Below are 14762 nucleotides of genomic sequence, written 5' to 3' on the forward strand. Positions count from 1 at the left end.
TTCTGTAACGCTCAAAGTGGCCTCTAAAGGCTTGAAAAGTGGCACTAAATAGAGGAGAAACCCTCGAAATTGGGCTAAAAATAAACTTTAGGGTGGGGGTGTGTCTTGCTTGATTGCGCTGTGTACGCTGTGTTAACACTGTGTAAACAAGTCAGTAATAAAAATGGCAAGAATTTTTTCAAGGAAGCTCCCATTTTCACCGCGTTTTCGTCGTGGTTGAAATGGATTTTTGTTACAATCTCCATTCAAAATGAGGAAAAAAACGAGGAAAATTCACTTTGTTCACTGTAAAGTATTGATACTCAAAGGTGTTGTAAGTTCCTCTCTCTCTGCTGAAAGGCTGCAAATCACTGATTTGTAGCCTTTTTTGCTTTTATTACCTTAGCTTTTCCCCCTTTTCAATTACTGCAACCCGTATTTTTTGTCTCTATTTTGGCCGTAGAAGGTAAAATAGTTCCATTTTGGAAAAGGACAGACTTCTTGGCGCTGAAAACCACTTTTACCGTTGGACTTACGGGTTTATTGACTATTATTTTACCGTTTGTTTCAAAAAGATACGTTTTGTAAGTCAGTGGAATATTGATGACAATGTCACTGGTAGGGCATTGGTATTCATAGGCACCTGCGTCGGGACGAAAATTTTTAACCCGCGTTTTTCCCGCCAAATCTTTGCTGCCTGCGGAGTCAGTGGCAACGGAAGAAAGATCGCTGAAGTCGTACGCAGGAGATGATTCTGAATTAAGTCGAAAATTAGCACCAGCTACATCCTGAAAAAGGGGATTAGAAGAGCGAGAATTTTGGTCTTTGGATTCGTTGGTTTTAAAGTTTTGTAGCCCATAACTATCACGCTTTTCAAACATAAATTGGGGCATATTGGTAAAAGTAGAGTACCAAATGTTGTAGTCAGAACTCAGCCCAATGACAAATTGAGCGGCGGGTTGCCAGCTATTCAAGAGTTTAGAGCGACCGCTGACCGACGAGTAGAAAATATTGTTTCGGATGGTGCAGTTTTCTGAGTAGTCCAAATTAAGTTCGCCATAATCTTGAGGCGATGTTTCAGAAGGCTCTAGTACTGAACTGTTATAGTTGTTGACGCAGGTATTATTGATTATCCAGCAGTCTTTGATGCGTCCATTTTTACACCATGAAGTTTCTTTACAACCGCCCAAACCAATTCCTCCTCGGGAATTGTTGTAAGCTAAGTTGTTGCGAATGATTACCTTTTCAGCGGCAGCGTTGACGACACTAAATTGATTTTCGCAATTGATTTGAAATCCCCGTTGACCGTTTCGGCAGGTATTTTGTTCAACCACAATGTTCTTTCCGCCATCGACATAAATGCCTGCGGCCAAGGCGATTGGGCTTTTGCAGTTTTCTACCAAATTGCCCCGAATGATTCCGTTGCGCGCTTGGGAGTTGGAGGCGGAATTGTTACACCAGTTATAATATCCTGCGGCTACAATTCCAATATTTCCAGTGTTATTGATATGGTTATTACTGGCAAGGAAACTATCGACATTACCGACAAAGGTTAATGCTTCACTTACTCCAGTACGGCAATCAAAAATCGAACAACTATCGACGACAATGGCATTGATTGGCGTGGTTGGGTGGCTTCCGCAAACTACGAGGGGGTTGAAGCCTGCGTTGGGCGAGGCGTAGAATTGACTGAATTTACACTTTTTTAGTTCGAGGTGGTGGGACGTGCCTTCTATTTTGATTCCCCAAGCATTACCCGTTAGGTTTTTAAAATGAAATCCCTTGATTCTGAGGTAGTTTTTGCTACTAATAAGCACAAAATAAGCTGCCGCGGCATTGCCGTTAAAAACTGGTTCTTCGTTGGCATAGTTAAGAAATTCGATGTACTGATTAGCGTTGCCTGAATTGGGGAAGTTGATGTAGGTTTCGTTATAAGTACCTCCTCTAAAATAGACTTTGTCGCCAGCGGTGGCAGTACTACACGCTTTTGCAAACGTTCGCCAAGGTGTATTGATATTAGTGGGGTTAGCGGAGGCATCGTTCCCGCTTGGGGAAACGTAAAAAATACGCTGCGCTTGAAGGCGGCTTACCAATATAAGTGCTAAAAAAATGAAAAGGAAGCGTTTCATTGGCTATTCGATGAGTAGATTTTAGTTGTAAATTGAAAATTTTATTAGTTGGAATCAACATTAGAGGAATGTTTTTGCCCAACAATTTATCAAGCGTCAATTTTTGATAGAGAGGTATCTGGTTTTAGGTTGAATCCTGTATCTTGCTTTTTTTTCAAACCAACCAATTACTTTACCTCTTTTTCATGAAAGAATCACTGGCGGCGCTGGATTACATTCGCCTCAATTTTTCTGCCGAAAGTTCGGCGGTGGTTAACATTGCCCTTGGCCTCATGATGTTTGGGGTGGCGCTTGACATTAAGCCGCATCATTTTCAAACGCTTCTCCAAAACCCACGTCAGTTACTGGCTGGTGTTCTTAGTCAGGCGGTGGTAATGCCTGCTGCAACATTTTTGTTGGTCATGGCTTTAGGAGATAATATTACGGTAGGGGTAGCGCTTGGGATGATTTTGGTGGCGGCTTGCCCAGGGGGAAATATTTCAAATTTTATTACCTCCCTTGCCAAAGGAAATGTGGCCTTGGCTGTGAGCCTGACGGCCATAAGTACGATGTTGGCGGTCGTTATGACGCCTTTCAATTTTACTTTTTGGGGAAACTTGTACGCTCAAAGTAGCTCGTTGGTACGGCCGTTGTCGCTCGATTGGCGAGAGTTGCTCAAGTCGGTATCTATGATTCTTGGCTTGCCGATGGTGCTAGGGATGTTGTGTTCGTATTATTTACCCAAAGTTGCTTCGTTTTTGCTTAAACCTTTTCAGGTTTTGTCTTTGTTATTTTTTGTGGCGTTGGTGGTCATTGCCTTTACGCAAAACTTAGATATTTTCTTGAACCATATTGGCTTTGTGTTTGTGGTGGTTTTGCTTCAAAATACGCTTGCCATGGTTACAGGCTACGGAATGGGTGCCGTCTTTGGGCTTTCAAAACAAAACCGCAGGACGCTGAGCATCGAAACGGGTATTCATAATTCGGGACTTGGACTGGCCCTTTTGTTCAATCCCGCCGTATTTCCTGTGGATTTGCCTTTGGGTGGAATGGCCATTATCGCAGGTTGGTGGAGTATTTGGCATATCTTGGCTGGAACGTCGATTGCATTTTATTGGAGTAAAAACAACGCATAATATACCTAAACATGACCACATCAGCTATTTCAGTAGGGGTAGTTGGACTAGGGCTTATGGGGTGCAGCATTACTACTTGTTTGCTAATGGCAGGACATCAAGTAGTAGCAGTAGCTCCCTTGCCTTTGGATGTCCCAACTGCCCAACCGCGTATTCATGAACACCTTCAAAAATCGCAAGCGGAAGGATTGACTACCTTTGCACCCGAGCACTTTTTTGCTCAATTAACGATTACGGAAGACTACCACTTGCTGGCTGATTGTGCGTTGGTCATTGAATGTACGCTCGAAAGTTTGCCCATAAAAAAATCGGTTTATGAGAAAATTGAGGCTGTAGTCTCAACAGATGCGATTATCACTAGCAATACTTCCGCGATTCCCATCAGTATTTTGCAAAAAGAAGTAGCTCATCCTGAGCGCTTTTTAGGGCTTCACTGGGCAGAACCTTCGCACACAACCCGTTTTTTAGAAGTAATTTGCGGGGAATTGAGCGATGTGTCAAAAGGGGAGTGGTTGTACGAAGTTTCCCAAAATTGGGGCAAAGAGCCTACCTTGGTTCGCAAGGACATTCGTGGGTTTATTACCAATCGCTTGATGTATGCGCTTTACCGTGAAGCGTTTCATTTGGTGGAAAATGGCTACGCGACTGTAGAAGATGTGGACAGAGCTTGCCGAAATAATGCAGGTTATTGGATGACGCTGGTAGGGCCGTTTCGGTGGATGGATTTGACGGGTGTACCCGCGTACCATACCGTGATGAAAGATTTATTTCCAACCCTCAGCACGACCACCGAGGTGCCGAAATTGATTGATGATATTGTAAAGGAAGGCGGGAAAGGAGTGGCCAATGCACACGGTTTTTATCCCTATTCAGAAGAGGAGGCGCTTTTGTGGAAGAAAACCTTTGAGGAGTTTAGCTACGAAATTCGAGCGTTAGCTTTGCGTTATCCAGCCGACGTTGTCAAAAAGAAAATGGATCAAAATGGATAAAAAAATACCCCGATTCATACTTGAGTCGGGGTATTTTTATTTTTTAGATATTTCCTTTTTTGCGTTCCTTCACGGCGAAGTCAACGGCGCGGGCCGTCAGTGCCATATAAGTAAGCGATGGGTTGACGCACGAAGCAGACACCATACAGGCACCGTCGGTTACAAATACGTTTTTGCAAGCGTGTACTTGGTTGTTGCCATTCAATACCGATGTTTTAGGGTCGCGACCCATACGAGCAGTACCCATTTCGTGAATCGCCATTCCTAACCAAGAACCACGGTCGTACGACTTCACGTTTTTCACACCCGCTTTTTCAAGCATTTCGGCGGCGTCATTGGCCATATCGACGCGCATTTTCTTCTCGTTTTCTTTGAGTTCAGCGTCAAATACCACCAATGGCATTCCCCACTTGTCTTTTTCTTTGGGGTCGAGGTACATGCGGTTTTCGTGGTAAGGCAAGGTTTCTCCGAAACCACCCAATCCCATGCTCCAAGGCCCTGGTTTGGTCAATTCCTCTTTGAAGTCAGCGCCAAAGCTCAATTCGGCGACGTTGCGTTGCCAACTTGCACGGCTTCCGCCACCTTGGTAGCCAAATCCGCGTAAGTAATCGCGTTTGTCGTTGCCGATGTTGCGGTAACGTGGCACGTAGATACCGTTGGCGCGGCGACCGAAATAATATTTATCGGCATCACCCTCCCACGTTCCACTCGCTCCCGTGCGGAAGTGGTGATCCATCAAGTTGTGTCCTAGTTCACCGCTGTCGTTTCCAAAACCTGTAGGGAAACGATTTGAAGTTGAGTTTAACAATACGGCCGTTGTGCCAAGTGCCGAACCGCAAACAAAAATCAAGTTGGCGTTGAAGATACGTTCTTCAAGTGTTACGGCGTCAACCACGCGTACGCCTGTTGCTTTTTTCTTGTTTTCGTCGTAAATCAAGTTGGTCACCACGGAGTCGGGACGAAGGGTCAACTTACCCGTTTTTGCGGCCAAAGGCAACGTACACGATTGGGTACTGAAATAAGCGCCAAACGGACAACCCAAAGCGCATTTGTTACGGTATTGACAAGCAGCACGTCCGTTGTCAACCATAAACTGCGAAGGCTTGGTTAAGTTGGCTACGCGCCCGATGGTCATTGTGCGGCCTGGGAATTCTTTTTCGATGCGTTTACGTACCTCTTTTTCAACGCAGTACATTTCCATTGGGGGTAAAAACTCGCTGTCAGGAAGCTGAGGAAGCCCTAATTTTTCTCCCGAAATACCCGCGATTTTTTCTACGTAACTATACCAAGGAGCAATATCTTTGTAGCGAATGGGCCAGTCAACGGCAATACCGTCTTTGAGGTTGGCCTCAAAATCAATATCACTCAAACGGTACGATTGACGCCCCCACATGATGGATTTTCCACCGACGATATTGGGACGATACCAGTCAAAGCGCTTCACTTCTTTGTATAAAGAATCAGAGTCGTTCATCCAATACTTTTCCGACATCTCGTTGTACGGATAATCGCGGCTCAATTTTGGGTGTGTTTCTTTTTGCTCTACCGTAAGGCGCCCGTTGTATTTGGTTTGCCAAGGGTCTTTCATGGCATTTTCGTAGCCCGTTACGTGGTCTAATTTGTGCCCTTTTTCAAGCATCAAAACGCGTAATCCTTTCTCGGTGAGTTCTTTGGCCGCCCAGCCACCGCTCACTCCTGAGCCCACAACGATTGCGTCGTAGGTCATTTCTTTTTGTGCATCTATGTTTAAGTACATTGGAATCTAAATTTGAAACTACTGGATAGATAAATGAGAGTATCAATTCGGGATTGTTCGAATTAAAGTGCCCAGGCTTTTTGTCCTGGTTTCAGCGGAACACATCCTTCAAAACGTCCAGGAATTGGTAAATACTCAAGTGCTTTTGTAGCGCCTATCTCTGACGTGAAATACCCTGTTACGGTCAACTCTTTCATGCGCAAGAAAAAGGCTTTGTCGCTGGTAGTGAGTGATTTAACAGCCTGAATTTTTTGGGCTGCGTCGAGTTCAACAAAACTTTTTCCAAATGAAGAACGGGTATCGGTGTTCAATTTGGTAAGTCCTGCATAGAATTTCTCTTGGTCTTCTTTTGGGAAACAATCGCGCATCACACGCACAATAAACTTCTCGACACCAGCAGCTTTGGCACCTGGCGTAGAGGTAGTTGGGATAATGACATCGGCTAATTCAGAAAGAAAAGCTTCTTGTTCTGCGCTCACGGCAACGCTTTCTCCGAAATTCGTTTTTTCTCCGAGCACTCCAGCCATTGCGGGTGCGGAGATCATGCCCCCTAAAAGGAGAGCAACCTGCTGTATAGCATCTCTACGGTTCATGTTTGTATCGGGTGGTTTTGTATTTATAAAGTATAAGGTAGGAATATCTTACTATTGGTCTGTGCCAAAACAATCAGCATGGGTTATTTTTTTGTGAAATAATCCCACGTCACTTTTCCAATATCGGCAATGATTTTTTCATTGGTAGCTTCACTTTCGGTGGAGTTGGTGACAAATATACTGATGAAGACAGGACTACCCGAGGGAAGGAAAAGTACCCCAATGTCATTGACAGCGGCGGTCAGCCCTTCGGCATTGGTGCCCGACGAACCTGTTTTGTGAGCGAGAACTGTTTCGGCGGGAAGCTGACTTCTTAGTCGATTTTTGCCCGTTTTTGTTCCTTTCATCACCGACCACAAAAAATCGTGGCTTTTGGATGAAAGCAATTTTCGTGAATTAAAATAGTAGGCCGCCAATAGGTCATTGGCTGCTTTGGGGGTAGTCCAGTTTTGGTATTGTAACTCCCAGTTTTTTTGCATCACTTGTTCGTTGATTTTGATGGATACGTTCTTAAAACCACGACTAAGCAGGTATTGTTCGACGGCTTGTGGACCACCGAGTAATTTTAGAAGCAATTCGCAGCCGACATTGTCGCTTTCAGCTACCGTGTATTCAATAATTTTGGAAAGTTCGATGTCGCCGCCGTTGGGATGAGCATCGCGGAGGGGGCTGTACAAATCAGGGATAAGGTCAGCTTTTTCGACTTTGATGGGTTGGTTTAATTTGAACTTACCCTTATCCACTTCCGACAACATCGCCAGTCCAATGTGCAATTTAAAAACGCTTTGCATCGGAAAACGGCCGTTACCGTAAAAGGACAACGTATCAGCGGGAGTAGGCCCCAAGATAGCGACGCCGACTTTTACTTTTTTGCCTGCGACGATTTGGCTGATTTTTTTCTTCAAATCGGGAAGCTGGGCCGAGGTAGTGAACGAAAAAGTGACAAAAAGAAGAAATAGGGGGCGTAAAAAGGAGGTCTGCATAGTTTGTAAGTGGGTCAACTTGAACAACGCCACGAAACTAGGCAGGAAAAATGAGATTCAAAATTAAAGGAAATTTAGTAGTTGTGTTAGTAACATTTTGTCATCTCTTGTCACTTCATAGAAGTCTAAAGCCGCCTACTGGGAAGCTACTATTTGTCAGTTGAAAGTTTGTGCTTCACAATTTAGCCTCGGTAGAGGCACAACATTTGTAGAGGCAGGAGGAGATTTTTTAATTTTTTTTCGGACGGGGCCGCATGTGCGGCCCCGTCCGAAAAAAAAGGATTCGAATTTTATGGGCGGATTTCTCCATTCTACAAACGTTACGCTTCGCCGAAGCGAAATACAGTAAAATTAGGCGCAACTACCTAAAAACTCGTTGAGGAAGGGCTGTTTGACATTTATCACCATTAAGAGACGTGTGTGGTCAGACGATAGTCAGACTGTGTTTACAAAGCGATGATTAATTTATAGATTACATTTTTAACAACTGGGAGTAATTTGTTATTCCAACGCGACTCCATGGGTGTGGGTACATTTTCCCCCGAAATGTTTCAACAACTAATTTGAATTCTTGCCGAAACCCAGCTTTGAAAAGTACTAAAGCGAGATAGTTGCTCAGGATAGGGGCTAGAAGGGAAACGTGGTTTTGTGTAAGATACCGTTCGTATAGATGTCTTACTACTTCTTTTGTTTCTTCGAGTTTAAAAAATGCCTTGTATTGCTCAATATTTTCTTCTAAATGGTAGTTTTCCCACTGGTTAATAAGAGATATAAGAGGTAAAATTAATAATTCAGGAGTGTCATACTGATATTTTTCTGAAAAATGTATCATTTCTTCTAGGCTGCCACCCCACTTTGGAGTGAGGCGACTTAATATTGCTAGATGTCCTCCCATGTGAGCTGGTTCTATTATTTTTAGTTGCTCAAACAACGAAATGGATTCTTCTATAGGTATTTCAAGCCCCATATGTACAGTTATCAGTGCAGATATGGTATTTGCATCATTTGAATCTAGTAATACAGCTTTTTGGAGATCAAAATGAGCTAATTGTAAATGCTCGAAAAAGGCATCTGCTTGGTCATCAGTTACATATTTAGCTAATTGTGACGTTCTGTAATCCCATGCAATCTTTGTATTGAGTACTCCAATACATAAATTGGCTAGTGAAGAATCTGGATTTTTTTTTAGCCATTCTTGGAGAAGACTTGGGGAAAGGGTAGAATTTTGAAATCCCGCTAAAAGAAGGCTTTTCCCATCCCATTGCTCTCCTGTATAAAGTTTTTCTACTAGGTCAAATTGCTTTTTTTCTAATAACTTAAAGAATTTTCGAGTGTTTTCATAACCTAGTGTTATATCTGGGTCATTGGTGTTGTTAAACAGGTTTTTAAAGAATGACATGGTTCTGAAAGTGAAGAATGTTAGAGGGTATAGTAATAAAGTTGCAATTTTATAAAAAAAACACCGACGAACTAAATATAATTTAACAAAAAACAGCCCCACCTCGCGGCAGGGCTGTTTTGCATTTATAATCTTTGATAGCTGTGGGCGGTCAGACGATAGTCAGACCACTCCCCAATGACACGGTCTGACTATCGTCTGACCGTTGTCTAAAAACTACTTCACTTCTTCAAAGTTGACAAACTCACCTTCTTGGTTGTTGCCAGCGTTGGCTTGTTGGCCAGCGCCTGCCGATGGGTCTTGTGGCGCACCTGCGTCAGCACCTGCGGCGTAGATTTCTTGCGAAGCGGCGTTCCAAGCTTCGGTGATTTTGGTCATAGCGGCGTCGATAGCGGCAGCGTTGCGGCTGCTGTGTGCGGTACGGAGTTCTTCCAAAGCCCCTTCGATGGCCGATTTGTTTCCTGCCGAAAGCTTATCGCCGTATTCTTTCAACTGCTTCTCCGTGCTGAAAATCATTGAGTCAGCTTGGTTCACTTTCTCGATTTCTTCGCGGGCAGCTTTATCAGCGGCTTCGTTGGCTTTGGCTTCTTCGCGCATCCGTTGGATTTCAGCGTCTGAAAGACCGCTTGATGCCTCGATGCGGATTTTTTGCTCTTTACCCGTTCCTTTATCTTTTGCCGTTACGTTCAAGATACCGTTGGCGTCCACGTCAAACGTTACTTCGATTTGTGGCACACCGCGTGGGGCTGGTGGAATACCGTCGAGGTGGAAACGACCAAGCGTACGGTTTTGAGAGGCCATTGGACGCTCACCTTGCAACACGTGCAATTCTACCGAAGGCTGGTTGTCAGACGCCGTCGAGAACGTTTCTGATTTTTTGCTTGGGATGGTTGTGTTCGCTTCAATCAATTTGGTGAAAACACCACCCAAAGTTTCGATACCCAATGACAACGGAATTACGTCAAGCAAGAGTACGTCTTTTACTTCACCCGTCAAAACCCCACCTTGTACGGCAGCTCCGATAGCTACTGCTTCGTCAGGGTTTACGTTTTTAGAAGGTTTTTTGCCAAAGAATTTCTCTACTTCTTCCTGAACGCGTGGAATACGGGTTGAACCACCCACAAGAATCACTTCATCGATGTCCGAAATACGAAGACCCGAGTTGTTCATGGCACGCTTGCAAGGTTCCATCATGCGTTGGAACAAGCTGTCGGCCAACTGCTCAAACTTCGCTTTTGTCAATGAACGTACCAAGTGTTTTGGAATTCCGTTTACTGGGAATATATAAGGTAGGTTGATTTCTGACTGCGTTGAGCTTGACAACTCAATTTTAGCTTTTTCAGCCGCTTCTTTCAAACGTTGAAGCGCCATTGCATCTTGACGGAGGTCGATGCCTTCGTCTTTCTTAAATTCGTCGGCCAACCAGTCGATGATTACTTGGTCAAAGTCATCACCCCCAAGGTGCGTATCACCGTCGGTCGATTTTACCTCAAATACACCATCGCCTAATTCAAGGATAGATACGTCGAAAGTACCACCACCTAAGTCAAAAACGGCGATTTTGATGTCTTTTCCTTGTTTGTCCAATCCGTAGGCCAAAGCCGCTGCGGTAGGTTCGTTAATGATACGTTTCACGTCCAAACCAGCGATGATACCTGCTTCTTTGGTCGCTTGGCGTTCTGCGTCGTTAAAATACGCAGGTACGGTAATCACGGCTTCGGTTACTGTTTGTCCGAGGTAATCTTCGGCAGTTTGCTTCATTTTTGTCAAAATATGCGCCGAAATTTGCTGTGGAGTAAACAAATGCTCGCCGATACGCACGCGTGGTGTGTTATTTGCGCCTTGTTCTACAGTATAGGCTACAGTTTTAATTTCGCTTCCAACTTCGCTAAAGCGCTTACCCATGAAACGCTTGATAGAAGAGATGGTATTGTGAGGATTGGTAATGGCTTGACGTTTTGCAGGAGCACCTACTTTGCGTTCGCCGTTTCCGTTGTCCATAAACGCTACCACCGAAGGGGTGGTGCGAGCACCTTCGCTGTTGGCAATTACGACGGGTTCGTTCCCTTCCATTACGGCCACACACGAGTTAGTAGTGCCTAAGTCAATTCCAATTATTTTTCCCATTAGTAGTAAATTTTAAGTGAGCTTTTTAAGCTCGTTTAACAGATTTAAAGAGGAAGGGCTTTTGGCTGTTGCACCCCTCTTACGGGGCTAATATGTACAACGAGTGTGCCAGTGAAAATTTTAAAAGCTAAAAATGACAATTTGGCAGAAAATGCGTCGCTTTGCGTCAAATCGCGGAAAAAGGCATAACGTAAGGATTAGGCTGCCCGTCACATCGTCTTGTTTTGTCAAGCTACGTCGGGAAAAATAGGCAGTTTTGACAGCCGTTATTCGGGCAAGGATGGTGGATTTACCCAAAACTTTCTCGAAATTTGTGCCACAATTATCCGAACCGAAGATTTTGAAAGGGATTCTGTCATTTTTTTGCTTGTGTGTAGCGTTTTTGAGCGTAGTTGGGTGTTCTAGCGATACCCGCCAAAGTACCCGTATCCCACCATTGCCGACGGATGATGCCACGCATCGCATCAAAGTTGGAATTGAGTACTTAACCACCGTCATCCGAAGAAGCCCCCGTTCGGCCGCTAATTATCACAAACGTGCCGAGCTTTACGTGGCGCTGCGCGATTATGACCGTGCACTCGAAGACATTGAAGAAGCTCTTGACATTAGTCCTAGTAATGGACTATTTCTGCTGACCCGAGCTAGGGTATTGCGCCAATTAAAAAAATATGATGAAGCTTTGGCCTCTGCCCGACGGGCGGAAGTTTTGCAACAAGACACGCCTGAATTATACGTGTTGTTGGGGGATTTGACCCAGCAAAAACGCCAGTTTCGACAAGCAAAATTGTATTTAGCAAAGGCACTTCAAATGGCCCCCTACGACGGAGAAGCGTATTTTTATACAGGATTATTGGATGCTCGACAAGGAGATACGTTGTCTGGAATTGCATTAATGCAAAGGGCCTTGGAGTTGAAGCCGCGCTTCTTGCCAGCTTATGTCGAGCTTACAACTATTCACACCCGCTTGAAAGAATACGACCAGGCGAAGGAAATTAACAGAATAGGGTTAAAGTACTTCCCCAAAGAATCACAGTTGCATTATGCCCGAGGTGAGATGTATTTTACCCAAAAACGGCTGGACAGCGCACTAATTAGTTATCGAAAGGCCATTGTGTTTGATTCTACCAACTACATGGCTGATTTTTATGCAGGGATTATCTATTTAAAATGGAACAGTATTCCGCAAGCCATCAAGAGTTTTCAAAAAGTGCAACGTTTCAATCCAAAATATCCGCAAATACATTTTTTACTAGGAACGGCATATGATCGAATCGGTAACTTGGATGGCTCTATCGAACAATATAGCCTTGCCGCTGAACAAGACCCAACCGACTGGCGCTCCAAGGGGCGGTTATACCGCGCCCAACAACGTAAAATGTACTTAGAAACCTACGGGACGTTGCCGCCTGCAGCTCCTGAAGCCGTGGCAGAGGCCGAGGATGAAACAACTGCTCCCGAAAAGGCATTGGATCCGTCGCGGGTACAAATTGAGGTGCTAACCCCGAACCTTCAATTGAAAACAAAGACCGATACCAGTCGAAACTTCAAAATCAAACCGTAGAGAGGTTGGCAAAATTCAGAAAAAAGCCCAATTTTGCGCCCAAGCAATCCGTGTAGTACAAGTAGTAGATGGTTGTCGTTTAATCGTTCGCCACTGAGGACGTGGATTGTATCTCCAAACAATTTAACAAAATGTCTGAACAAATTAACATTACCTTGCCTGACGGTAGCATTCGTAAGTATGCCGCAGGTGTGTCCAGTATGGACATTGCGCTGAGTATCAGCGAAGGGCTTGCACGAAATGTGTTAGCTGCCAAAGTAAATGGACAAGTTTGGGACGCAACGCGCCCCATTACGTCGGATGCCAACGTCCAATTGTTGACCTGGAACGATACCGAAGGGAAAGCTACTTTCTGGCACTCGTCGGCGCACTTGTTGGCCGAAGCCATCGAGGCGTTGTATCCTGGAACTAAGTTTGGAATTGGGCCAGCCATTGAAACGGGTTTCTACTATGACATCGATTTGGGAGGAAAAACGTTTTCTCAAGATGATTTCAAAAAAGTGGAAGACAAAATGCTGGAGTTGGCGCGGCAAAAAAATGACTATAAGCGCAGTGAAGTCAGCAAGGCCGACGCCATTACGTATTTTACCGAAAAGAACGACGAATATAAGCTGGAATTGATCGACGGATTGGAGGATGGTCAAATCACGTTCTACGAACAAGGCAACTTTACTGACTTGTGCCGTGGGCCGCACATCCCTAATACGGGCTTTATCAAAGCCGCCAAAATCATGAACGTGGCAGGTGCCTACTGGCGCGGCGATGAAAAACGTCCGATGCTGACGCGGGTATATGCCGTGACGTTCCCCAAACAAAAAGAACTGGACGAGTACATCCACTTATTGGAAGAAGCCAAAAAACGCGACCACCGTAAGTTGGGGAAAGAATTAGAACTCTTTACGTTCTCCGAAAAAGTAGGGCAAGGGTTGCCATTGTGGTTGCCGAAGGGGGCGTTGTTGCGCGAGCGTTTGGAAAGTTTCTTGCGTCGGGCGCAAGTACGGGCAGGGTATTCGCCCGTTGTTACGCCGCACATTGGGGGTAAACAATTGTACATTACGTCGGGACACTGGGAAAAATACGGCAAGGATTCGTTCCAACCGATTCATACGCCCGAAGAAGGTGAGGAGTTTATGCTGAAACCCATGAACTGCCCGCACCACTGCGAAATTTATAAATCTCGCCCGCGCTCGTACCGCGAATTGCCGTTGCGTTTGGCGGAATTTGGAACGGTTTATCGTTACGAACAAAGCGGTGAGTTGCATGGACTTACGCGCGTACGTGGCTTTACCCAAGACGATGCCCACATTTTCTGCCGGGCCGACCAAGTGAAGGACGAATTTAAGCGGGTGATTGATTTGGTTCAATACGTTTTCCGTTCGTTAGGTTTTGAAAATTACAGCGCACAAATTTCGTTGCGTGATCCCGAGAAACCAGAAAAGTATTTTGGTAGCGACGATGATTGGAACAAAGCCGAAAGCGCCATCATCGAAGCCGCCGCCGAAAAAGGGTTGAATACCGTGACCGAATTGGGCGAGGCTGCCTTCTACGGCCCTAAGCTCGACTTTATGGTAAAAGATGCGTTGGGACGTAAATGGCAGTTGGGGACTATCCAAGTAGATTATCAGTTGCCACAGCGTTTTGAGCTCGAATACATGGGTTCTGACGGTGGCAAGCACCGCCCCGTGATGATTCACCGTGCGCCGTTTGGTTCGTTGGAGCGTTTTATCGCGATTTTGATTGAAAACACCGCGGGTAACTTCCCACTTTGGCTGTCTCCTGATCAAATTGCGGTATTGCCAATTTCGGAAAAATACCAAGATTTTGCCAACGATGTGTTCTTGCAATTGCAGGAAGCTGACATTCGCGGGTACGTGGATCACCGCGATGAAAAAATTGGCCGCAAAATCCGCGACGCGGAAGTGAACAAATTGCCGTACATGTTGATTGTCGGGGAAAAAGAACAAGAAGAACGCAAAGTGTCGGTACGTCGCAAAGGCCAGGGTGACTTAGGTCAAATGCCTTTGGAAGAATTTATCGCTCACTTTAAGTCAGAGGTACAAGGAACAATCGCTACGTTTGGTTCGTAAAATTACAATTTGTAAAAATATCTTTTAAAAAGAGCCTCTTGCCC

General features: G+C 44.9%; 10 protein-coding genes. 4 read left to right on the forward strand and 6 right to left on the reverse strand.

What is annotated here, in order from left to right; all coding sequences use genetic code 11:
* Positions 1-398: 398 nt before the first annotated feature.
* Positions 399-2108, reverse strand: a complete 1710-nt coding sequence (locus DTQ70_RS09110) for a right-handed parallel beta-helix repeat-containing protein (protein WP_122930528.1) — start codon at positions 2106-2108, stop codon at positions 399-401.
* A gap of 185 nt (positions 2109-2293) precedes the next feature.
* Here DTQ70_RS09110 and DTQ70_RS09115 point away from each other — a divergent pair, with 185 nt between their 5' ends.
* Both DTQ70_RS09115 and DTQ70_RS09120 read left to right on the forward strand, forming a co-directional pair.
* Entirely contained in the window at positions 2294-3223 is a 930-nt protein-coding gene (locus tag DTQ70_RS09115; protein WP_122934323.1) for a bile acid:sodium symporter family protein, read from the forward strand.
* An 11-nt stretch (positions 3224-3234) separates the two neighbouring features.
* Positions 3235-4212 (forward strand): 3-hydroxyacyl-CoA dehydrogenase family protein, encoded by a 978-nt coding sequence (locus DTQ70_RS09120; protein ID WP_122930529.1) that lies wholly within the window; start codon positions 3235-3237, stop codon positions 4210-4212.
* A gap of 43 nt (positions 4213-4255) precedes the next feature.
* Here the strand turns inward: DTQ70_RS09120 and DTQ70_RS09125 are convergent, their stop codons facing one another.
* From DTQ70_RS09125 to dnaK, 5 genes are all read right to left on the reverse strand, one after another.
* Positions 4256-5968 (reverse strand): GMC oxidoreductase, encoded by a 1713-nt coding sequence (locus DTQ70_RS09125; protein WP_122930530.1) that lies wholly within the window; start codon positions 5966-5968, stop codon positions 4256-4258.
* 62 nt (positions 5969-6030) lie between these two features.
* Positions 6031-6561, reverse strand: a complete 531-nt coding sequence (locus DTQ70_RS09130) for a gluconate 2-dehydrogenase subunit 3 family protein (protein ID WP_122930531.1) — start codon at positions 6559-6561, stop codon at positions 6031-6033.
* An 83-nt stretch (positions 6562-6644) separates the two neighbouring features.
* Complete coding sequence (gene bla, locus DTQ70_RS09135) at positions 6645-7544, reverse strand: class A beta-lactamase, subclass A2 (protein WP_122934324.1); 900 nt, start codon at positions 7542-7544, stop codon at positions 6645-6647.
* Positions 7545-8016: 472 nt separating this feature from the next.
* A complete protein-coding gene (locus DTQ70_RS09140; RefSeq protein ID WP_122930532.1) occupies positions 8017-8943 on the reverse strand; it encodes a DUF4034 domain-containing protein in 927 nt (308 codons plus the stop codon).
* A gap of 216 nt (positions 8944-9159) precedes the next feature.
* Positions 9160-11070: a molecular chaperone DnaK gene (gene dnaK / locus DTQ70_RS09145; RefSeq protein WP_122930533.1), complete on the reverse strand. Its 1911-nt coding sequence runs from the start codon at positions 11068-11070 to the stop codon at positions 9160-9162.
* Between the two features lie 313 nt (positions 11071-11383).
* Here dnaK and DTQ70_RS09150 point away from each other — a divergent pair, with 313 nt between their 5' ends.
* Entirely contained in the window at positions 11384-12631 is a 1248-nt protein-coding gene (locus DTQ70_RS09150; RefSeq protein ID WP_164489943.1) for a tetratricopeptide repeat protein, read from the forward strand.
* Positions 12632-12762: 131 nt separating this feature from the next.
* Positions 12763-14718 carry a threonine--tRNA ligase gene (gene thrS / locus DTQ70_RS09155; RefSeq protein ID WP_122930535.1) on the forward strand — a complete coding sequence of 652 codons (1956 nt, stop codon included), beginning with the start codon at positions 12763-12765 and terminating at the stop codon, positions 14716-14718.
* The last annotated feature ends 44 nt before the right edge of the window (positions 14719-14762 follow it).

It is taken from the genome of Runella sp. SP2, from assembly GCF_003711225.1.
Classification (GTDB): Bacteria; Bacteroidota; Bacteroidia; order Cytophagales; family Spirosomataceae; genus Runella.